Origin of the sequence: Plantactinospora sp. BB1 (genome assembly GCF_003030385.1) — a bacterium.
Lineage (GTDB): Bacteria > Actinomycetota > Actinomycetes > Mycobacteriales > Micromonosporaceae > Plantactinospora.
In genome coordinates this window covers 4,930,215-4,949,430 of sequence record NZ_CP028159.1, presented here as the reverse complement: position 1 = coordinate 4,949,430, position 19,216 = coordinate 4,930,215, and the positions used below count along the sequence as shown (strand labels likewise).

At 70.2% G+C, this 19,216-nt stretch carries 19 protein-coding genes; 7 read left to right on the top strand and 12 right to left on the bottom strand.

From position 1 onward, the window contains the following. Positions 1 to 31 precede the first annotated feature (31 nt). Genes C6W10_RS21490 through C6W10_RS21470 form a run of 5 tightly spaced genes read right to left on the bottom strand, consistent with a single transcriptional unit; the run spans position 32 to position 6,230 of the window. A complete protein-coding gene (locus tag C6W10_RS21490) occupies positions 32 to 2,803 on the bottom strand; it encodes an ABC transporter permease (RefSeq protein WP_159104697.1) in 2,772 nt (923 codons plus the stop codon). Continuing rightward, on the bottom strand, positions 2,797 to 3,513 hold the full coding sequence (locus C6W10_RS21485; RefSeq protein WP_107259954.1) for an ABC transporter ATP-binding protein: 717 nt from the start codon (positions 3,511 to 3,513) through the stop codon (positions 2,797 to 2,799). The genes C6W10_RS21490 and C6W10_RS21485 overlap by 7 nt, the downstream gene beginning before the upstream one ends. Continuing rightward, a complete protein-coding gene (locus C6W10_RS21480) occupies positions 3,510 to 4,094 on the bottom strand; it encodes a PadR family transcriptional regulator (RefSeq protein ID WP_107259952.1) in 585 nt (194 codons plus the stop codon). Before C6W10_RS21480 ends, C6W10_RS21485 begins: the two co-directional genes overlap by 4 nt. 54 nt (positions 4,095 to 4,148) lie before the next feature. Next, complete coding sequence (locus C6W10_RS21475; RefSeq protein ID WP_107259950.1) at positions 4,149 to 5,093, bottom strand: DMT family transporter; 945 nt, start codon at positions 5,091 to 5,093, stop codon at positions 4,149 to 4,151. A 54-nt stretch (positions 5,094 to 5,147) separates the two neighbouring features. Next, positions 5,148 to 6,230: an EamA family transporter gene (locus C6W10_RS21470; protein ID WP_107259948.1), complete on the bottom strand. Its 1,083-nt coding sequence runs from the start codon at positions 6,228 to 6,230 to the stop codon at positions 5,148 to 5,150. Positions 6,231 to 6,309: 79 nt separating this feature from the next. Between C6W10_RS21470 and C6W10_RS21465 the strand changes: the two genes are divergently transcribed. Then, positions 6,310 to 7,188, top strand: coding sequence for a LysR family transcriptional regulator (locus C6W10_RS21465; RefSeq protein ID WP_107264163.1), 879 nt, complete (start codon positions 6,310 to 6,312; stop codon positions 7,186 to 7,188). Between the two features lie 223 nt (positions 7,189 to 7,411). Here C6W10_RS21465 and C6W10_RS21460 read toward each other — a convergent pair whose 3' ends face one another. Further along, positions 7,412 to 8,158 (bottom strand): MerR family transcriptional regulator, encoded by a 747-nt coding sequence (locus C6W10_RS21460; RefSeq protein ID WP_107259946.1) that lies wholly within the window; start codon positions 8,156 to 8,158, stop codon positions 7,412 to 7,414. A gap of 55 nt (positions 8,159 to 8,213) precedes the next feature. Here C6W10_RS21460 and C6W10_RS21455 point away from each other — a divergent pair, with 55 nt between their 5' ends. Continuing rightward, complete coding sequence (locus tag C6W10_RS21455) at positions 8,214 to 8,885, top strand: hypothetical protein (protein ID WP_107259944.1); 672 nt, start codon at positions 8,214 to 8,216, stop codon at positions 8,883 to 8,885. A 431-nt stretch (positions 8,886 to 9,316) separates the two neighbouring features. On the opposite strand, the gene C6W10_RS21450 is transcribed toward C6W10_RS21455, so the two are convergent. Beyond that, positions 9,317 to 10,096 (bottom strand): hypothetical protein, encoded by a 780-nt coding sequence (locus tag C6W10_RS21450; RefSeq protein ID WP_107259942.1) that lies wholly within the window; start codon positions 10,094 to 10,096, stop codon positions 9,317 to 9,319. A gap of 110 nt (positions 10,097 to 10,206) precedes the next feature. Continuing rightward, positions 10,207 to 10,953: a helix-turn-helix transcriptional regulator gene (locus C6W10_RS21445; protein ID WP_234361371.1), complete on the bottom strand. Its 747-nt coding sequence runs from the start codon at positions 10,951 to 10,953 to the stop codon at positions 10,207 to 10,209. 51 nt (positions 10,954 to 11,004) lie between these two features. Between C6W10_RS21445 and C6W10_RS21440 the strand changes: the two genes are divergently transcribed. Then, positions 11,005 to 12,165, top strand: coding sequence for an MFS transporter (locus C6W10_RS21440; RefSeq protein ID WP_107264161.1), 1,161 nt, complete (start codon positions 11,005 to 11,007; stop codon positions 12,163 to 12,165). Positions 12,166 to 12,348: 183 nt separating this feature from the next. Here C6W10_RS21440 and C6W10_RS21435 read toward each other — a convergent pair whose 3' ends face one another. Both C6W10_RS21435 and C6W10_RS21430 read right to left on the bottom strand, forming a co-directional pair. Beyond that, positions 12,349 to 12,963, bottom strand: a complete 615-nt coding sequence (locus C6W10_RS21435) for an alpha/beta hydrolase (RefSeq protein WP_234361370.1) — start codon at positions 12,961 to 12,963, stop codon at positions 12,349 to 12,351. A 339-nt stretch (positions 12,964 to 13,302) separates the two neighbouring features. After that, positions 13,303 to 14,106, bottom strand: a complete 804-nt coding sequence (locus C6W10_RS21430; protein WP_107259940.1) for an MBL fold metallo-hydrolase — start codon at positions 14,104 to 14,106, stop codon at positions 13,303 to 13,305. 147 nt (positions 14,107 to 14,253) lie between these two features. Here C6W10_RS21430 and C6W10_RS21425 point away from each other — a divergent pair, with 147 nt between their 5' ends. The 3 genes from C6W10_RS21425 (at position 14,254) to C6W10_RS21415 (ending at position 15,719) form a co-directional block, all read left to right on the top strand. Then, positions 14,254 to 14,550: a helix-turn-helix domain-containing protein gene (locus C6W10_RS21425; protein ID WP_199853714.1), complete on the top strand. Its 297-nt coding sequence runs from the start codon at positions 14,254 to 14,256 to the stop codon at positions 14,548 to 14,550. A gap of 237 nt (positions 14,551 to 14,787) precedes the next feature. Beyond that, a complete protein-coding gene (locus C6W10_RS21420; protein WP_107259938.1) occupies positions 14,788 to 15,183 on the top strand; it encodes a hypothetical protein in 396 nt (131 codons plus the stop codon). Between the two features lie 125 nt (positions 15,184 to 15,308). Next, entirely contained in the window at positions 15,309 to 15,719 is a 411-nt protein-coding gene (locus C6W10_RS21415) for an NUDIX domain-containing protein (protein WP_107264158.1), read from the top strand. 14 nt (positions 15,720 to 15,733) lie between these two features. Here C6W10_RS21415 and C6W10_RS21410 read toward each other — a convergent pair. Together C6W10_RS21410 and C6W10_RS21405 are read right to left on the bottom strand one after the other, a co-directional pair. Beyond that, positions 15,734 to 16,620 (bottom strand): IS5 family transposase gene (locus C6W10_RS21410; protein WP_255419602.1). Its coding sequence is split into 2 segments (ribosomal slippage): positions 15,734 to 16,231 and positions 16,234 to 16,620, totalling 885 coding nucleotides; the frame shifts between segments, so codons are not numbered across the junction. Between the two features lie 29 nt (positions 16,621 to 16,649). Beyond that, complete coding sequence (locus C6W10_RS21405; RefSeq protein WP_107259936.1) at positions 16,650 to 17,741, bottom strand: winged helix DNA-binding domain-containing protein; 1,092 nt, start codon at positions 17,739 to 17,741, stop codon at positions 16,650 to 16,652. A gap of 452 nt (positions 17,742 to 18,193) precedes the next feature. On the opposite strand from C6W10_RS21405, the gene C6W10_RS21400 reads away from it, so the two are divergent. After that, on the top strand, positions 18,194 to 19,162 hold the full coding sequence (locus tag C6W10_RS21400) for a hypothetical protein (protein WP_199853713.1): 969 nt from the start codon (positions 18,194 to 18,196) through the stop codon (positions 19,160 to 19,162). The last annotated feature ends 54 nt before the right edge of the window (positions 19,163 to 19,216 follow it).

Genomic DNA, 19,216 nt, shown 5'->3' with positions numbered 1-19,216 from the left:
GCAGGGGCCGGCCCTCCCCGCGTCTGCCGGTTCAGCCGACGCGGCGGCGTTCGATGGGCAGGCGTGCGCGGGTCAGCAGGCCGGTGCCGCACATCGCCACCAGCGGTACCACGAGTACCACCGCCAGCGTCTCCCACGGCATGGTGATCGGGTACGCCGCCTCGCGCGGCCACTGGTACAGAAGTGCCCGGTTGTAGGCGAACAACACCGCGGTGGAGGCGCCGAGCCCGGCGAGCAGCCCCAGCGCCGTACCCAGGCCGGCGATCACACCGGCCTGGCTCAGTGACAGCTTACGGCGTACCCCCGGACTGGCACCGACGGCGGAGAGGGTCGCCAGGTCGGCATGGCCGTCGGCGGCGGCGAGGCCGGTGGCGATGCCAGCCGCTCCGAGCGTGACGAGGCCCGCGACGGCGGCCAGGATCAGCAGCGTCGGGTCGTACGGGGTCGCCGGTCGGCGTTCGATCGTCGCGCCCAGCCCGCCCTCGTCGGTCAGGTCACGCAGCGCGGCGGTCAGCCGATCCTGCTCGGCCTGGGTGGGCATCCGGTCGGTGGCCACGACCAGCCCGTACGGTCGCTCACCCAGCCTCGCCGCCCGCACCGCACCCGGCGAGTAGATCGTGCCGGACAACCGGGTACCGGTGCTGGGCGCGTAGCCCGGGACGGTCACGGTCGGTGCTGCGGCCAGCTTCTCGGGCGTGATCGGCCCCTGGATCGTCTCGTCATACGCCTGGAGGGTCACCCGGCCGTCCACAACCAGCCGCGCGTCACCGACGAGTACGCCGCCCGCGGCCAGTGTCTCGCGGGCCCGGGTCAGATCCTCGCCGGAGGCCCTGGTCAGCGCGGTCACCGCCGCCGGTCCGGCGATGAGGGCTCCGTACCCGGTCCTGCTGGGCAGCTTCTCGATCGCGCACCGTGGATCCTCGTTCGCCGCCCGCTGCTGGGTTCGGCTCAGCACCACACCGCCGAACGGGTCGTACGGGCACCGCCGCTCCCGAGGGACCTGGGGTTGCAGGGCGCAGTAAGGGAGTACCGGCCGACCCGCCTTGACCGATCTGGGCGTCCTGTCGCTGTCGGGGCAGGCCACCTCGCCGACCGGGACGACCTCGGTCACCGGCAGGGTGCTCCGGACGGCGTCCGCCACCCGCCGCATCGGGACCCGGGGCTGCTCGCCGTCGAGCGGTCCGGGCAGCGGATTGTTGATCACGAGCGCGTGTCCGTCGGGCAGGCCGGCCCGGTACCCCGTGTCTGCCCGGGTCTTCTCGGCGGTGAGTACCACCCCGACCGCTACGCTGCCGGCCACCGCGGCCATGACCGCCGCCACGGCGGCCACGGCCGCGGTCCGGTTCCGGGCGGTGTCGCGCAGTGCGATCCTGGGTGCCAACGGCAGTAGCGGGCCGAGTCGGGCGACCAGGCCCACCAGCGCGGGCGTGCAGAGCACCAGACCCACCTCGGCGAGGACCAGGCCGGTGAGCAGGATGTTCGACGAGACCCGCCAGGCGCCATAGCCGGCGGCGACACTACCGGTGCCGACGAGGACCAGGCCGAGAACCAGCCATCCCCTGCGGGACCGGCGGACGCCACGCCGCCCGGTCAGGGCGGTGACGACGTCGTTGCGGGCCGCGGTGAAGGCCGGCACCAGTGCGGCGAGGACGCCGGTCCCGACGGCGAGACCGGCGATGGCGGCCAGCGCGAGGGGAAACACCCGGTACCCGCCGGCCCGCTGCTGCGCCAGGTGCACTTCGACCAGGGGACGGGACGCGAACGCGGCCGCTACGCCGAGTACCAGCCCCGGGACGGTGCCGAGCACGCCGAGTACGACGCCGTCGGCCAACACGATGCGACGCAGGTGTGCGGGTGTGCCTCCGTTGGCGGCGACCAGCCCGAGGTCGCGTTGCCGGCGGCGGGCACCGACCGCGAACGCCGGCCCGGCGAGCAGCATCGCCTCGAGCACGCCCAGCCCGACGACGAGCCCACCGGCGGCGACGGCCCGCAGGTCGACATCGTCGGCGCCGTCCCGGTAGTACGGGTGCGAGGGGTCGAGCGCGGGCGGATCGAGCAGTACCGCCCGCGAGACGACGACCATGCCACGTTCGTTGAGTCGACTGACCCCGGCCCAGTCGACCGGTACGGGCGCGTCCCACAGCCACTGGTGCGAGTCGTAGCCGGAGCCGCCGCCCGTCGCCGGGTCTGGCCAGAACACCACCTTCTCGGCCAGGTGGGCGGGAAACTCGACGATTCCGGTGACCCTCCACGAGGCCGTCCGGTCGGCGTTCCGCACCGTGTCGCCGATCCGGCTGCCGAGCCGCCGCGCCGCCTGCTCGGTGAGCGCCGCCTCGCCTTCGGTCGCCGGAGCGCGACCGACGCGCAACGTGACGAGGCCGGCGACCATCGGATCGGCCACGTCGATGCCGTACGCCGGAAGGTCGCCTATCCCGCTTGCGGTACGAAGCTGGACGGTACCCCTGCGGACCGGGGTCACCCTACTGCCCTCGGGCAACGCGGCGAGTAGCTCCTCGGCCGATGTGCTGGCGGCGTGCGAAGAGCTGTCGGCGGAGTGGCCGTCCCCGGTGGGATCCTGGCGGACCGGCTCGGTGTCGACCCATTCGATCCTCGCGTCGGCGGCACCGAGAAGGCGGGTGGCCTCCTCCTCGGGGGTGAGCCGGAACATGTCGTAGCTGGCGGCGGCGGCGCTCAGCGCCAGTACCGGCAACGCGAGCATCGCGATCACCAGCGCCGAGCGCCCTCTCGCCCGACGTGCCTCCCGACGGGCGATGCGCAGCGCGGTCAGCCAGCTCCTCAGCACGCCCGCCCCAGGAGCTGCTCGGCGGCGGCCAGCGGGCCGGAGGTGTCGGCGACGACGCCGTCGCGTAGGAAGACCACCCGATCGGCCCAGGCGGCGTGCCGGGCCTCGTGGGTCACCAGCACGCCGGCGGCGCCCGCGTCGACCCTGGTGCGCAGCAGTCGCAGTACGGACTCGCCGGTCTGCGAGTCGAGCGCCCCGGTCGGCTCGTCCGCCAGCACGAGCCGACGTTCGCCGACGAGTGCCCGGGCGATCGCGACCCGCTGCTGCTGGCCGCCGGACATCTCGTCCGGGAAGCGCGGCCCGAGTTCGGCCACCCCGACCTCGCTCAGGGCGGCCACGGCGAGCCGGCGGGCCTGTCGTACCCCGGTGCCGTCCAGTTCGAGGGGGAGTGCGACGTTCTCCGCGGCGGTGAGGCTGGGCAGCAGGTTGAGGTCCTGGAAGACGTACCCGATCGATCGTCGCCGCAGCGCGGCGAGCTGCCGCCTGGACAGCTTGCGGAGCGGCTGGTTCTCGACGTACACCTCACCCCGGGTGGGTCGGTCCAGGCCGCCGGCAAGGTTCAACAGGGTCGACTTGCCGGAACCCGACGGTCCCATCACGGCGACCAGTTCTCCAGGCCGGACGGTCAGGGTGACGCCGCGCAGTGCGTGGACCGCGGCCTCCCCGGCGCCGTGGGTCCGGTATGCGTCGCGTATCTCCAGCACGCTCACGACGTCACCTCGCTGCGCTCGGACGTCGGGTTCGGCGTGCTGGACCGTGGCACCGGGGTGACGTTGTGACGGACCAGGCTGGACTCGCAGTGGTCGAGCCAGCGCAGCTCGGCCTCGGCCTGGAAGATCATCGCGTCGAGCACCAGCGACCACGCCAGGTCGGCGGGCCTGGGCTCGGAGCCCCGGGCCTTGAGCCGGGTGTACTCCTGCAACGAGCGCATCGTCGCGGTCCGCTGGGTCTGTAGCACGACCCGAATGTCGACCCCCGGCGTGGTGATGGCCAGCGCCAGCTTGATGGACAGTTCGTCGCGTGGGCGCTCCGCGCGACTGATCGGGGTGACGAACCAGGTGTCCAGCTGCGTCCGGCCCGCATCCGTGATCTCGTACGGCTGCTGCCCCCCGTCGCTCTCCGGCAGCGGACGCACGAGGCCGTCACGTTCCAATCTGGACAGTGTCGTGTAGACCTGCCCGATGTTCAGCGGCCAGGTGGCGCCGGTGGACTCTTCGAAGGCGGCGCGCAACTGGTAGCCGTGCATCGGGCCGCGTTCCAGCAACGCGAGCAGGCCATGGCGAATCGACATAGCTACCGAGTATGCATACCCGGTATGCTGTTGGCAATTCCGCTGTCGGTGCGGCTACCCGTGCGGAGCCGGCCGACGTCGGGGCTGACCCGTCTGCTCGGGTGACCCGTCGTCGCGCGTCACGCGGGGCCGGATGCGGTTCTCCGCGTAGGCCACACTGACCAGGACCACCAGGCCGCCGACGACGAGGTTCCAGGTGATCGCCTCTCCGAGCAGTACGGCGCCGATCAGCACGGCGAAGACCGGGACCAGGTAGTTGACCGCGGACGCGGCGGTGGCCCCGGCATCGCCGATGAGCCGGAAGTACAGCACGTAGGCCAGCCCGGTGCTGAACACGCCGAGGAACAGGACGCTGCCCGCGACCCGGCCGGTGATCTCCGGGGTCTGCCAGGCCAGGAACGGGGTGGCCAGGCCCTGTAGCACGGCGGCGGCGACCAGCTGTGACGCGGCGAGTGACAGTGGGGCGAGGCCGCGTGGGGAGAGGAACCTACGGACGTAGACGAAGCCGATCGCGTAACTCACCGCAGCACCCAGGCAGGCCAGCCGGCCGCTGAGCGTGCCGAGTTCGGAGTGCCACGGCCCGACCAGGAGCACGACGCCGACGAATCCGCCGACCAGGCCGACGACCTTGCGTGTGGTGGCGCGCTCGCTGGGCAGCGCGGCGGCGGCCAGAGCCAGGGTCAGCAGTGGCGTACTGCCGACCAGAACTCCGGCGATGCCCGCACCGGTGCCCTGTTCGCCGTAGGACAGCAACAGGAACGGGATGACGTTGCCGAACAGGGCCGCGCCGGCGAGGTGTCCCCAGACGCCCAGGCCGCCACGGGGGAGGGCGACCTTTCGGACGGCGGCGATGGCCAGGAGCACCAGGGCGCCGAGGACGAGCCGGCTCAGCACGATCTGCGCCGGGGTGAGCCCTTCCAGGGACACCTTGATGAAGGTGAAACTGGCGCCCCACAGCAGGGCGAGCAGTACGAACCGGGCCAAAGTCCCGTTGGTCATTTCTCCTCCTGGTGCGAACCCGGCCGACGACTGCGGGGCGGGGTGCGTGGCTGGTCAGACATGACGGTCTGCCGGTAGGGGTTGGCCCCGAAGAGCATCCGCTGCTCGTCGGCGTACAGGGCGAGGCGGCTCCTGGAGTCCCGGCGTCCCCGGTGCGGTCCGGGCCCGCCCTGCCGTCGGGACGGTGCCGGGAGCCGGCGGGGTTGGCACGGTGCGGGAACCAGAGCCTGCCACGCCGATCGCCTCCACCGGTGGAGTGGGTGCGTCGCCCGGTCCGCCGCCTCGGGCCGCCGACAACTGCCCCGCCGCGAGCGCGGTGAGTGCCATGCCGAAGCCGAGGGCCTGGACCGGGCCGAAGGTCTGGTCGAGGACGACGGCGCCGAGTGCGGCGGCGACGAGCGGCGAGATCAGCCCGAGTAGCGCGACGGCGGCGACGGGTAGGGTGCCGATGCCACGGAACCACACGGCGTACGCGACGAGCCCGCCGACCAGCCCGAGCCAGACGTACCCGCCCAGCCCGGGAAGGTCGACGGCGGGAGGGCGACCTTCGAAGAGCGCGGTCAGGGGGAGCAGGACCAACCCGCCTGCGGTCAACTGCCAGCCGGCGAACACCACCGGGCGCACCTCGTCGGTACGCCAGTGCTTGGTGAGCGTCACACCGAGGGCCATCGACAACGCGCCCGCGAGCCCGGCGAGGAGACCGACCGGGTCGAGACCCGCCTGCGGGCCGAGGACGACGAACCCGACGCCAGCCGCTCCGGCCACGCCCCAGCCGATGCGCCACCACGACGGCGACTCCCGCAGGATGCCGACCGCGAGGCCCGCCACGACCAGCGGCTGGGTCGCGCCGAGGGTGGCCGCGACACCGCCGGGCAGCCGCTCGGCCGAGACGAAGAGCAGCGGGAAGAAGAACCCGATGTTGAGGGCGCCGAGTAACAGCGATCGCCACCACCACACGCCGCGGGGTAGCACGCGGAGCACCGCCAGCACGACGAGTCCGGCCGGCAGCGATCGGACCAGGCCGGCGAAGAGCGGATGCCCGGCGGGCAGGAGTTCGGTCGTCACGACGTACGTCGTGCCCCACACCGCCGGCGCGAGAGCCGTGACGAGTGTCCGCGTGCCGGTGGAGGTTCCCATGGCCACCAGCCTGTGGCGTCAGCAGCGATGAGTCCAACGCATTGTTGTCATACGTTCGATCGTGATCGACGATTGCCGGGTGAACCTTCAGCAGCTCCGATACGTCGTCGCGGTGGCCGAACTCGGCAACTTCACCCGGGCGGCCGAGCGGTGCTTCGTCGTACAGTCGGCGTTGAGTCACCAGATCGCGAAGCTGGAGCAGGAGTTGGGTGCGCGGCTCTTCCACCGCACCAGCAGGTCGGTGGCGCTGACCCCGGCCGGCGCGGCCCTGCTGCCGGCCGCGCGCGAGTGCCTCGCGGCGGCGGAGCGCGTGCAGGCGGAGGTCTTCGCGGCGACCGGCGAGATCCGCGGTCGGCTCGCCGTCGGCATGATCCCGACCGTGGCGGCCGTCGACGTGCCGGCCGCGCTGCGGGTCTTCCATCAGGAGTACCCGCAGGTGCGGATCAGCCTGCTGACGGCCGGCAGCGACGACCTGGCCGACCGGGTTCGCGCCGGTGCGCTCGACGTCGCGTTCCTGGGCCTGGCCGAGGAGGTCGAGATCCCGGACCTGAACAGCCAGCAGCTCGCCCGCGACCCGCTGGCCGCGCTGCTGGCTCCGGACCATCGACTCGCCGGCCACGAACGGATCCGGCTGGAGGCGATCTGCGCCGAGAGGTTCGTCGACTTTCCCGCCGGGACCACCGGCCGGGTCCAGGCCGACCGGGCGTTCGCCGCCGCCGGCCTGGAGCGCACGGTCGCCTTCGAGATCACCGACCCGCACATCATGGCGCGGCTCGTGGCCGAAGGTCTCGGCGTCGCCCTCCTCGCCTCCACCTTCGCGGTACGGCTGCCCGGCGTGACCGTGGTACCCGTGGTGAACACGTCGTACCGCCTGGAGCACCTGGTCTGGAGCCGACTGGGACCGACTCCGGCAGCGAACGCGTTCATCGCTCGACTGGCGCGGCTGGCGCCGCCCTAGCCTCGCTCCGTCTCGACCGACGTCCGCCTGCTCTCCGGGACCCTCGCGCGGCACAAACCGCCCGAGCGGCGGTTGCCGTTCGGGGATTCGGCCGAGCGATGTCGAAACCTGTCGGCAGATCGCGGAGGCTCTCGCCTCGGCCGACTCCTCCCGTTACCAGCCGACCCTGCCACCCGACACGCACTGGGACGACTGGCCCATCTGCGGTGCGCGTGGTGCGGCATCAGCGCGGGTTGGTGCCGGCGTCGCGGCGGGTCGGGGGTGTCGCGGGTCGCACGGGTACCTCCAGGACCGTCGCGACGGCGTGGTCAGCGTCGACCAGGTGCTCCTCCAGGGTGGGGCCGGCGACGGTCAGGGCACGGCGGTGCAGCCAGTCGAAGAGGTCGAGGCCGGCGCGGACCACTCCGGTTGCCGGTGGGACGATGGTCCGCACCACCGTACGGGCGGGCAGGTCGAGGCGTTCGCCGCCCCGGTCGGCCGGGACTGCCGCGACGAAGTCCCCGGTGGGATGTCCGGTGAGCCAGGTGAGCAGGGTCGTCGGTGGTGGCGGGCACAGGGCGGCCAGCGCGGACGGGTGGGCGATGCGCAGGTGGCGCACGTACAGGCGGCGCGGGCCCACCGTGGCCGTTTGGGGTAGGACCGACATCGGTGTGGCGAGCCGGTCCTCGGCGATGGCCACGGCTGCGGCCTTGGCCGCGAGGTCGCGGCGAAGGGCGGCCACGGTCTCGGTCAGGGCCTGCTGTAGCTGCTCGTCGGGGGCGTCCAGGACGTCGGCGATCTGACGTAGTGACAGCCCGAGGTGTTGTAGCCCTCGGATGCGTTCCAGGCGGGCCAGTTCGGTTACTCCGTACCACCGGTAGCGGGTGATACGGTCCACTGTGGCAGGAGCGAGTAGGCCGACCCTGTCGTAGTGCCGCAGGGTGCGTTCGGACACCCCGACCATCCTCGCCAGCTCCCCGATCCGCCACACGCCGCCCTCCTCCTGGCTTGACCCTCTCCCTGTGTCAGGGTTTTAGCGTGCCGCCATGAGTCCCGCTGACCAGCGCTCGGCGGCCCGGCTGACGGGCGCGCTGCTGTTGATTTCGTTGTCGGCCATGCTCGCCGGTGTGGCCGTTGTCGTGCCATCGGGATTGACCCTTAATCCGGCCGATCCCGCTGCCGTGTTGGCCGTGGTGAACGCCCGGGTCGGGTCGCACCTGATCGGGTTGGGCCTCGATGTCGTCGGCTGGCTCGCCCTACTCGCGGCCGGGCTCGTGATGACGGCCCGCCCCACCGGCGGTAGGCCGCACCTGGTGACGCTCGCCGGCGGACTGCTGCCCTGTGCCGGCTTGGCGGGGCTGCTCCACGACGCCGGAAACCTCGCGTTGACCCGGTTGGCCGCCGATCCCACCGACCCGACGACCGCCGTCGTGGCCGGGGCAGTCCTCGTCACCGCCAAGTGGGCTGTCAACCTCGCCGGGCTGCTCTGGGTCGCCGCGACCGTGACGACCGCGCTCGGCGTACCGCTGCCCACCGCCTTTCGTCATACCGGCCTGATCGCCGTCGCCTCCGGCCTTGCCGGGGTTCTGCTGCCATGGACCACCGGGATCGAAGACCCGTCGGCAACGCTGGAACAGCTCGGCTACGGCCTCCATCTGCCGGTCATGGTCTGGTACGGCGTACTGGGCTGGTGGCAGATCCGCAACAGCCACCGATAGCCACGGGCGTGCCGGCGGCGGACGCGCTCCACCAGCTTTGGATGAGTGCGTTGCAACCAGAGGGCCATACTGATGCGGTGAGATCGCGGTTCGACCAGGCATCGGCGGAAGCGGCCGAGGCGCGTGGTGACTACGTGAGCGTGCCCAGCGCGGTGACACGGGCGCCCTGTACCTGTTGGCGCGCCTGCTCGACCTTGCACCACCTCTCGACGAATCGCGGCATCCGTAGCGGATCGTGGCCTTGCCTAGCCGGGTGCCCGGACCTGCTCCAAAATCGATCTGTCAGACGGTTCCAGAACGCGAACCGCTCGCTCGACTCATGCCCGCCGGACCCGGCGCGCTCGCTTGACCCCACGCACTACTCCCCGGTGGAGCCGGAGCCGCGAGAGGTGTGTGGGTCGCGGCATGAGGGTGCACCGATCGGCGATCGGCTATCCGAGGTGGAGTGTGGGGGCGGAAAGCTGAGCCGTGCGGAAGGAGAAGAGGCGCTGTAGCTGCCGGCGTAGCTGTTCGATTTCCTGGTGTGTGAGGTGGAGCTTGATCGTGAGGGTGGTCGAGCGGGCTCCCCATGCTCGTGCGGCTTCGTGGGTGAGCCGTAGGCTCAGGGTGCTGCGGGTCAGCCGGAGTGCGACCAGCGCGCCGTAAACCGGTACGCCGTCGGTGACGAGACAGTAGCCGTCGTCGTCGCCGGGGTCGTAGTCGTCATGCTCCGGGTTGAACGCCTGGAACTGCACGCTGCGGGGTCGATCGTCGAGCTCGCGTCCTGCCAGGGCTATGCACAGGATGTCGCCCTCGTCGCGGATCGACAGCTCCGAGGCGGTGAAGCCGGTCCGACCCCGGCGTATCAGCCCTGCCGTGAGCCGACGCATCGGGCCGGGAGCCGCACCGGGCGCATAGGGCTCGCCGCTTTCGACTTCGATCGTGTGCCGGACGTATTCAACGGCCAGGTCGGGCCTGCTGTAGCTCAGTTCGGTGACGCCGCTCGGCCCGACGAACCGCAGCGCTACCACACCGGCAGTCGATGGTCGGTGTTGCTGCCACCACTTGGCCAGCGGCGCTGCCAAGAGCGACAGGTCGCGCAGTTCGTCTGCGGTGAAGCGCACGACGTTGTCGACTCGAAGGACCTCGATGCCGTTGGCGTCGAGGTCGGTGGCCAGCGTCGCCAGCATCTCTGTCGGGTCCACCGTCTGGCCGTGGACCACGAGACTCACTCCAAACCCCATCGGCACCCGGTAGAGCGTAGACGTCCCGGCCGTTTGTCAGGAGCGAACGAGGGGGATGGTTCTGGTCACGGCAGCGGTTGCCTGCCGCGACTCGTCGATCAGCCGGTCGGGTAGGAGCCCGGCGTGTGGCCGAATGCCCGCCGGAAGACGTCGATGAACGCGCTGGTGGAGGACCAGCCGCATTGGTGCGCGACGGTGGTGACCGATGTCTTCTCGGCCAGCAGGACCAGTGCGTGTTGCAGCCGCAACTGAGTGCGCCACTGTGGAAACGTCATGTTGAGGTCGCTGCGGAAGAGCCGGGACAGGGTGCGATCGCTCGCGCCGACCTGGTGGCCCAGTTCGGCGAGCGTGCGGCTGTCGGCCGGATCGGCTCGCAGGATGTCGCAGAGCGTGCGCAGCAGGGGCGAGGCCGGCGTGGGCAGGTGCAGCGGCTGTTGGGGGGAGGCCCGCAACTGGTCGAGAAGTACCGCGCGCAACCGGATCCGTTCGGGACTGTCGTCGTCGGGAGTGCGGGTGTAGGCGATGATCAGTTCACGCAGCAGCGGGCCCACCGCGAGCACGGTCGGGGTATCCAGGCCGAGCGGGTTGTCGGTCGCGGGCAGCCCCACCAGATGCAGTTCCAGTTCCCCATGGGCCCTGTGGGCGTGAACGGTGCCGGCCGGAACCCAGATGGCGCGGGTGCCGGGGGCAACCCAGGAACCCGCGCTGGTCGTGACGGCCAGCACCCCACGGCCGGCGTAGACGATCTGGTGGTCGTCGTGCCGATGGGCGTCGATCGTGCCGCCCGACGCCAGCCGCTGGGTGCGGGTCGGCGCCACCGGATTGTGGCGGATTTTCGTCATCATCCGTCAGTTTATCGGAAGCGCGACACGGCGACGGGATCTGATCATGAGGTGATGCGAAGGAACGTCTCGGTCACTCTCCTTTCGGTCGGGCACGCCTGCGTCGACGTCTACCAGGGCGCGGTGGCCTCCCTGGTCCCGTTCTTCGTCGCTGAGCGCGAGTACAGCTACGCGGCTGTCTCTGGCGTGGTGCTGGCCGCCTCCTTGCTGTCGTCGGTGGTGCAGCCGGTGTTCGGTGCCCTGACCGACCGCTGGGCGATGCCCTGGCTGTTGCCGGTCGGCACCCTGCTGGGCGGTGTGGGCATCGCCCTGAGCGGGATGAGCGGCTCCTACGGGCTCACCCTGCTGTTCGTAGCGGTTTCCGGGATCGGTGTGGCTGCCTACCACCCCGAGTCCGCACGGGTCGCCCGGATTGTCAGCCAGGGCAGCCACGCCGCCATGGGCTGGTTCTCGACGGGCGGCAACCTCGGCTTCGCGCTGGCCCCGCTCATGGTCGGCGCGGTTGTGACCACGGGTGGGCTGCGCCTGACGCCGCTGCTGGTGCTGCCAGCGCTCGCAGCCGCCGTACTGTGCCTACCCGTGCTGCGCGCGCTGGGGCAGCGGCAGGCCGCCGGTACCGCTGCGGCGGTGCTGGCTGGGCCGGATGACAGAGCGTCATTCGTGAGGCTGGCGCTGGCCGTGGTGTGCCGGTCGATCGTGTTCGTGGGATTGAGTACCTTCATCTCGCTCTACGCCGCGCAGCGCATGGGCGGCAGCACCGTGGCAGGCAGTCTGGCACTCTTCGTGTTCTACCTCGGCGGCGCCGTGGGCTCCGTTCTCGGCGGTACGCTGGCGGGGCGCTGGGACCGGGTCACGGTCTCCCGCTGGTCGTATCTGATCACGATCGGATCGGTCGCGGGCGTGGTGTTCGTGCCGGGCCCCGCCCTGTACCTGTTCGTGGCACTGGCCTCAGCCGGCCTTTACGTCCCCTTCTCGCTGCAGGTCACGCTCGGCCAGGACTACCTGCCCTCACGGGTCGGCACCGCCAGCGGGATCACCCTCGGCCTGACTGTCAGCATCGGCGGCCTGGTCAGCCCACTCATCGGCAGCCTTGCCGACGCAACGTCACTGCGGACTGCCCTGGCACCTCTCGTCCTGATGCCGGCGCTGAGCTGGCTGCTGTTCCGGACCCTGCCCGAACCCACCGCACCACGGCTCGGGCCGAGCCCGACATGAAGGCAGTTGCGGCGCAGCCAGCTGAACCATGCTCCGGCCCGGCATCGACACGCTGTGCTCGGCGGACCTGAATCCGGCGACCGTCCGTGCAGCGGCACGACCTCACGTCCCACCTCACCTCCCGCTTGCCCGAATGTGCCGCCGGGCCGGTGGCAGATTCGCGCGCGCCGGATCACGACTGGCTCAGACCTTGGGCGACCATTCTCGGGTCATCGCCGCGATGCGCTCCGTCACGGCACCTGGGTCGACCAACTGATGCAGATGCCGGCCGGGAATGTGGTCGACGGCCCACCCCCGCTTGGCCGCATCCTCAGCGACCGGCTCGTACGGCGGGCCGAACAGCAGATAACCGCACGGCCGGTCGTCCCAGCCGACCGGCGTGGGCACGAGCTCCTCGTAATAGTCCAACGGGAGCCGAGGCTGCTCGGCCGACACCGCACTCCGCGTTTGGGCGTCCGGAAACATCGGTACGACGTCCGACTCCTCCCACCACGCCGTCCATTGCGGCAGCCGACCACCGACCGCCTTCGGACGCAGGAAGTCCAGCAACTCGGGCGGCGCGACAGGTGTGGGTCCGCTACGCGACGGCAAGGCCGCATCCACGAACAGGCAGCCGGCCACCTCCCGCGAGGCTGCCTCGACGATTACCGGCACGAAGAGGCCCGCGTTGCTGTGCGCCACGATCACCACGGGTTGATCCTGGGGCAACTGGTCGATCGCTGCGCTGACCGTCTCGGCGACGGACCGCCAGTATGGTGGGCCGGTTTCCGCCACCCCGACCAGCGACGGCACGACCACGACCGCCCCCGAGTCCTCCAGTCCCCGCGCTGTCGGCGCCCATGTCGCAGGCCCGACCGACGGACTGTGCACCAGAACGAAACCGGCCCTCATGGAGCACACCCTGCACGATCCGGGCCGCCGGTCACCACCCCGATCGTCACGCTGACCGCGAACACCCGAGACGGTCGTCGGCGCGATCGATCGCGAGCAGGCCGGCCGTGGGAATCGAGCCGCGGAAGCGTGACAGTTCCGTGCCGCAATCGCCCGCCACGACCTAGAAGCCGCTGCGAAGGAGCTGGGACGCATAGCGCGACCCGGTTCCCTGGTCGGGCGGCGTCACGGAGATTCCGCAGCAGCTCATCGGTTGGCGTATCGGCGGAGCTCCCAGGGATCGTGCGCCGATACGATGGCCACTTCCGTCAGGTGGTCGCGGGCGAGGGACCGCAGCCGCTCAAGGTTGCCCAGCCGCTGCGCTGGGTCGGTCTCTATGCCGGACTGCAGGGAGACCAGGAAGGGTGGTACTCGTCCGGGCTCGGGTGCCAGCTCTCCGTGATGGTAGTAGGCATCGCCGACGTGCAGCAGCCAACGGTCGTCATCCCTGACCGCGACGGCGATGTGCCCCGGAGTGTGCCCAACCAACGGGATTAGCAGGATGTCGGAGGGCAGCCCAATCGGCTGGCGTACCCGGTCGAAACCAAACCACCGCTCACCCTCGGTGAAGCTGTACCTGGCCCAGTCCGGCTGGTGTGCCCAATGCGCCTGGTGCGGGTACCGCCCACTGGTCATCGCCGCTTCGTACTCGTTCTCATGGACATGCACGGTGGCCCGGGGGAAATCGGGTAGACCGCCGGTGTGGTCGCGATGCAGGTGGGTGAGGATGACATGGCGTACGTCCTCTGAGGCGAAGCCCAGCCTGGCGATCTGCCGGAGGGCCGGCTCGTCCGGGTCGAGCGCAGGCCGGGCCCAGCCAAGGAACTCCTCGCCCAGTGACCTCTCCGGCGCCTCGATGTCGCCGAGGCCGAAGCCGGTTTCCACCAGGACCAGCCCGTCGCTGTCGGTCTCCACGAGCAGGCAGTGGCACACGCCGGGCAGTGGCCGCTGCCCTTCGCCGGTCGGTGTGATCTCCCGCAACGAGCCGCAGTTGAGATGATGGATTCGCATGATGCTCCCGACTGACGATGTTGCTGTGCGGCGTACGCAGCGAGGCTAGGAGGCGGATTCGTGGCTCACCAAACGGTTGGCTATGAGGCAACGAGGCTGATAGACGCCTGCTCGGGTCGTACGGTCGAACCACACCCGTCGTGCCCGGTGGATGTCACCTTGGCGGTGTTGCGTGGCCGGTGGACCGCCCTGGTGATCCGCGAATTCCTACAGGGTGATCGCAGCTTCAGCGAGCTTGCCGAGGCCCTTCCGAAGCTCTCGGACAAAACCCTCGCGGATCGACTCGCGCAGTTGACCGAGGCGGCTGTACTCGATCGACGGCGGACGCCCGGTTGGCCCCCGCGGGTGCGCTACGCCCTCACCGACCGCGGACGTGCGCTCGCACCGGTGCTGCAGGCAATGTGGGAATGGGGCTCGGGTTTGAAGGACGAGGGCGAGCGTTGAGCACAGCGAAAGTTCGGCTACCTGATCCCTGTCGGCGCCGGAGGTGTCGGTCACGAAGCGAGCCTGCCGCGCAACAGTCGCGCTGCCCGGCATGACCGCGCGTCTCCGACCTCGTGTGGCCGCGACCTGTGACGGGAGCGATGGTTTCCTGGTACGGCCCGCCGTCGAGCGGAACCAGGTGACTGCAGGACACCACCAACACGTAGCCGAGCCGGTGTTTGCGCAGCAGGACGCGGAATGCCGCTGTTCGATCTGGGTCTCCGCTTCCCGGCTTACGATCGCCGCATGCAACCGATCATCGACATGTCACTCGGCGCTGCGGGTCCGCCGCACGAGGTGGTGCTGAAGCTCCAAGGTGGCGACGACTGGGAACTGAACGTCTGGTCGACCTTCGAGGACCTGGCCCAGCTCAGCGGCATCCGAGCCGCCGTGTGGAACGAACGTAGGGCGATCGCGGCGGGAACAAGCGCCGGCAGCAGGGTCTTCTGGTGCGCTCCTGCGGAGGACGCAGGTCCTGAGACCGCGACGGTACTCATCGGACACGACGACGAAACGTGGGACATCGCCTTCCTGGTACCCGTGGCCCTTGTCGAAAAGATCGCCACTCTGGCAAGCGCACGACAGGTGGACTAGCCAGCCGGAACCACAGCAACCTGTCGGTCGCGGTGTGCGGCAGCCGTACTAGAGCGTGTCCTGTCGATCATGTAGTGGTGCTGCGAGGTCCTTTGCGTCTGTATCGGGCGTGGCATGATCTTGTGGTGGCCACCTATGAGGTCGCGCTCGTGCTGCTTGTCGATTCCTCGGGCGCGGTGCTCTTACAGCACCGGGATGAGGACGTGGCCGTGTCGCCGAATCAGTGGAGTCTGCCAGGCGGTCATGTTGAACCCGGTGAGTCACCTGAGGAGGCGGCCCGCCGGGAGTTGCTGGAAGAATCGGGTTTGACGGCGGATGAGTTGCGCCTCCTGTGGAGCGGTCCCCGTCCGTATGAGGTCGGCTTTCCTCACAGTGTGACGGTCCATATGTTCAGTGGCACCACCAGGGCGCGGCAGGAGGACGTGGTATTGGGCGAGGGACGAGCCATGGTGTTCGTTCCTCGGGACGAGCTACTTAACCGTGAGCTGGCGGTCTCTTCTGCGCTGGTCCTGTCTCTGCACCTCAGGGACACCTGACATGTGCCGGCCGGTCACCCGAGCCAGATGACTGCGGCGATCAGGACCAGGCTGGCCCGGTAGAGGGATGCGCGTTTGGCGTAGCGGGTGGCCAGGTCCCGCCATTGCTTGAGTCGGTTGAAGCAGCGTTCCACGACGTTGCGCTTCTTGTAGACCGTCTTGTCGAAGGCTGGCGGTCGCCCACCGGCGCTGCCCTTGGCGGCCCGACGGGCGAACTGGTCCGAGCGTTCCGGGATCGCATGGCGGATCCTGCGATGCCGCAATGCTCGGCGGGTGGAGTCGTGGGCGTAGCCCTTGTCGGCAATCAGCAGGTCCGAACGTTTGCGGGGTCGGCCGGGTCCCGGTTCGTTGACGCGGATGGCGTCGAGTAGCGGGAGGAGTTGGGGGTTGTCGCCGGCCTGGCCGGGCGTGAGCAGGATCGACAGCGGTCGTCCGCGTCCGTCGACGGCCAGGTGAATCTTCGTGCTCAGTCCGCCTCGGGATCGGCCGATCGCCTCGCCATCCTGCGCACCAGGCGTCGCCGGACTTGTCGGGGAGCCCCTTTTTTGCGGGCGCCAGCGGCATGCTGGTGTGCCCGCACGATCGACGAGTCGACGCTGATTGTCCATTGCACCGGTGTGCCGTCGTCGCGGACCTGGGCCGTGGCCAGAATCCGATCCCATGTCCCATCCGCCGTCCACCGGCGCAGGCGCTCGTGGCAGGTCTTCCACGGCCCGTACCGTTCCGGCAGGTCCCGCCACGGGGCACCCGTTCGCAGCTTCCACAAGACCCCGTCAATGACCTGCCGGTGATTCCGCCACCGTCCCCGAGGCCCACCAGACTCGGGCAGCAACGGCGCGATCACCACCCACGCCTCATCGGTCAACTCACCACGACGTACCACCAGCACATCGTTAACCATCGACCATTACAGGATCGACAGGACACGCTCTAGGTGGCGAATTCGACCCCGGCGAGGGAGACGGCGCGGTACGCGGCGAGGCGTTCCGCTTGTTCGACGACGTTATTGCGCGTGGTAGCGGTCAGCTTCTGCCACGGCTGGATGGCAACCTTCAACGTTTTCCCGGACTTGCGGGGACGCCAGGTGCCGACGAGTTCACCGTCGACCAGGACGGCGCCGGGGCGACCCAGCACCGGCCACAACTCCTTGGCGTGGGCCGTGCCCGGCACCAGCGTTGCTCGGTCTTTGGCCTGGAGGAAAAGGTCGAACGGGCCGAGTAGCCGGGTTGCCTTGGTCTCGGCCGATGCCAGGGCCTGTTCGTCGGCGACCAGGAGCCAGCGTGTCTCGCCGCCGACCCTCACCTCGATCACATCTTCGGGCCAGCGTGCCTTCACGTCCTTGACCGGCGCATCGAGATAGTCGGCCACGTGTTTGGGCGTGGCCGGGCCGAGCAGCCGAAGGTACGCGCGGATGAGGTCGAATCTGTCGCCCAAGGCGGCGGCCTTCCTGAAGCCCGCGATGCGCTGCAGAACCGGCGGCGATGTGTCGAGTCGCAGTTCCAACGCGGCCCGTACGGCGGCCAACCGGAACGGCATCTCGTAGAGGTGGGTAGCGTCGCACGGTCGGCAGAACCGCAGATACGGCTCGGGCATCACCTCGGCCAAGCGCCCGGAGACGTCACCCTTGACCGTCGGCTTCGTGACGATGGCTCGCATCTGAGCGGCCACCTCGTCCAGAGCGGCCAGAATGCCGATGCCAGCCGCCTTCAACGGCCTGGCGGCATCGTAGATGCGCTTGCCGGCGTCAGCGTCGGAGAACGGCTCGACCGCGGCCGCCACCTTCCCCACGTCAGCACGGCGGTAGAGGTGTGGCGCACCTCGCACGGTCCACAGCAGGATCACATCCTCCTCGGACAACGCCGCCACATCGACCCCGCGCAGAGCCAGCGCCCACTTGCCGCCGTCCGGACCGGTTTCCTGCACCCCGATATCGAGCACAGCGGTGTCTTCGAGCATGCCCTCGGCCCGGTCAAGCTGCTGCGCCTGAACGCGGAAGTTCAGCACCTGGCGCTGATCAATCATTCCTACACCCTAGGCAGCGACCCCGACAGACGCGCCGTGGCGGCTGGGCGGAACGGCCCGGGGCTGACCTGGCCCTTCGACCGGCGGCATCCACTCATGAGCACGGGCCAGGAACCCGGCAGATCCAGAAGCTGGGCCCGTTTCCGGTGGACCGACCGGGGGCCGGAGAGCATCCTAAGCAAGCCCTGGCCCACCGTCAGGTCCACGGCCACCCGGGCCTCGGCCGCTCGCGTCTCCTGCCTCCCCGGGACAACGCCGATGGTGCCCGGGCGGGTCGTGCAGACGCGAACTCGACGAACGACGCCGGGGCGAGATCCGCCGGACCGGCCCGTCGCGAATCCGCCCGACCCGCCTCGGCGCGATTGACCGATTCGACCGCGCGTCGGACCGGTTTCCGGGCAGGATGTAACCGGATCGACCGAGGGGGACCGCCCCATCACGGGAGGTGTCAGGTGGTCGCCGTCCGGATTCCACCGAGCTTCTTCGGCATCCCCTTCGGGCTGGCCGGCTTGGGCAACACCTGGATGGTGGCCGGACACGACGGCGACGTACCGACCTGGATCGGCAACGCCCTGTTGGCGCTCGCCACGCTGGCCTGGCTCGCCGTGCTGGCGGCGTACGCCGGCTACGCGCTGCGCCGGCCGAGAGCCCTCGTCGGCGACCTGGTGGACCCGGTCACCAGCCCGTTCGTCTCGCTCGCCGTCATCACGCCGGTGCTGCTCGCCGCGCAGGGTGTCGCCCCGCACAACCTGCACGTCGGCCGGATCCTCGTCGACGTGTTCCTGGTCCTCACGCTCCTCTTCGGCGGCTGGATAACCGGGCAGTGGATCTACGGACGAGTCGACATCGACCAGATCCACCCCGGCTACTTCCTGCCCACCGTGGCCGGCGGGTTGATCGCCTCGGCCGCCGCCTCCGCCGTCGGGCAGCGCACCCTGGCCGAGATCATGCTCGGGCTCGGGCTCATCTGCTGGCTGGTCCTCGGCTCGCTGACCCTGAACCGCCTCTTCGTCCGGCCGCCGTTGCCCACGCCGCTCATCCCGACCCTCGCGATCGAGGTGGCCCCCTCCGCGCTGGCCGGGATCGCGCTCTTCGCCCTCAACGGCGGCCGGATCGACATCTGGGTGACGCTGGTCTCCGGGTACGGGCTGCTGCTGGTCCTCGCCCAGATCCGCCTGCTCCCGCTCTACCTGCGGCTGCACTTCGCCCCCAGCTTCTGGGCGTTCACGTTCTCCTGGTCGGCGGTGGCGACGGCCGCCCTGCACTGGATCACCGACGGCGAACCGCCGGGTCACCGCGTCTACACGTACCTGGTCCTGGCGGCCATCTCGGCCCTGATCGGCGGAATCGTCGTACGGTCGATCGTGGCTGCGGCGCGCGGCCGCTTCCTGCCGCCGCCGGCCCCACCGGCGGCGCCCTGACCCGGGCCCGGTCGTTGGTCACGATGTGCCACGAGCCGTCGGCCGCCAGGTGGG

What these genes read in the sequence shown, in the direction of transcription:
- C6W10_RS21475 (WP_107259950.1), bottom strand. Translation starts at nt 5,093, where the DNA reads ATGACCAACGGGACTTTGGCCCGGTTCGTACTGCTCGCCCTGCTGTGG.
- C6W10_RS21445 (WP_234361371.1), bottom strand. Translation starts at nt 10,953, where the DNA reads ATGATGACGAAAATCCGCCACAATCCGGTGGCGCCGACCCGCACCCAG.
- C6W10_RS21470 (WP_107259948.1), bottom strand. Translation starts at nt 6,230, where the DNA reads ATGGGAACCTCCACCGGCACGCGGACACTCGTCACGGCTCTCGCGCCG.
- C6W10_RS21455 (WP_107259944.1), top strand. Translation starts at nt 8,214, where the DNA reads ATGAGTCCCGCTGACCAGCGCTCGGCGGCCCGGCTGACGGGCGCGCTG.
- C6W10_RS21440 (WP_107264161.1), top strand. Translation starts at nt 11,005, where the DNA reads ATGCGAAGGAACGTCTCGGTCACTCTCCTTTCGGTCGGGCACGCCTGC.
- C6W10_RS21405 (WP_107259936.1), bottom strand. Translation starts at nt 17,741, where the DNA reads ATGATTGATCAGCGCCAGGTGCTGAACTTCCGCGTTCAGGCGCAGCAG.
- C6W10_RS21480 (WP_107259952.1), bottom strand. Translation starts at nt 4,094, where the DNA reads ATGTCGATTCGCCATGGCCTGCTCGCGTTGCTGGAACGCGGCCCGATG.
- C6W10_RS21430 (WP_107259940.1), bottom strand. Translation starts at nt 14,106, where the DNA reads ATGCGAATCCATCATCTCAACTGCGGCTCGTTGCGGGAGATCACACCG.
- C6W10_RS21420 (WP_107259938.1), top strand. Translation starts at nt 14,788, where the DNA reads ATGCCGCTGTTCGATCTGGGTCTCCGCTTCCCGGCTTACGATCGCCGC.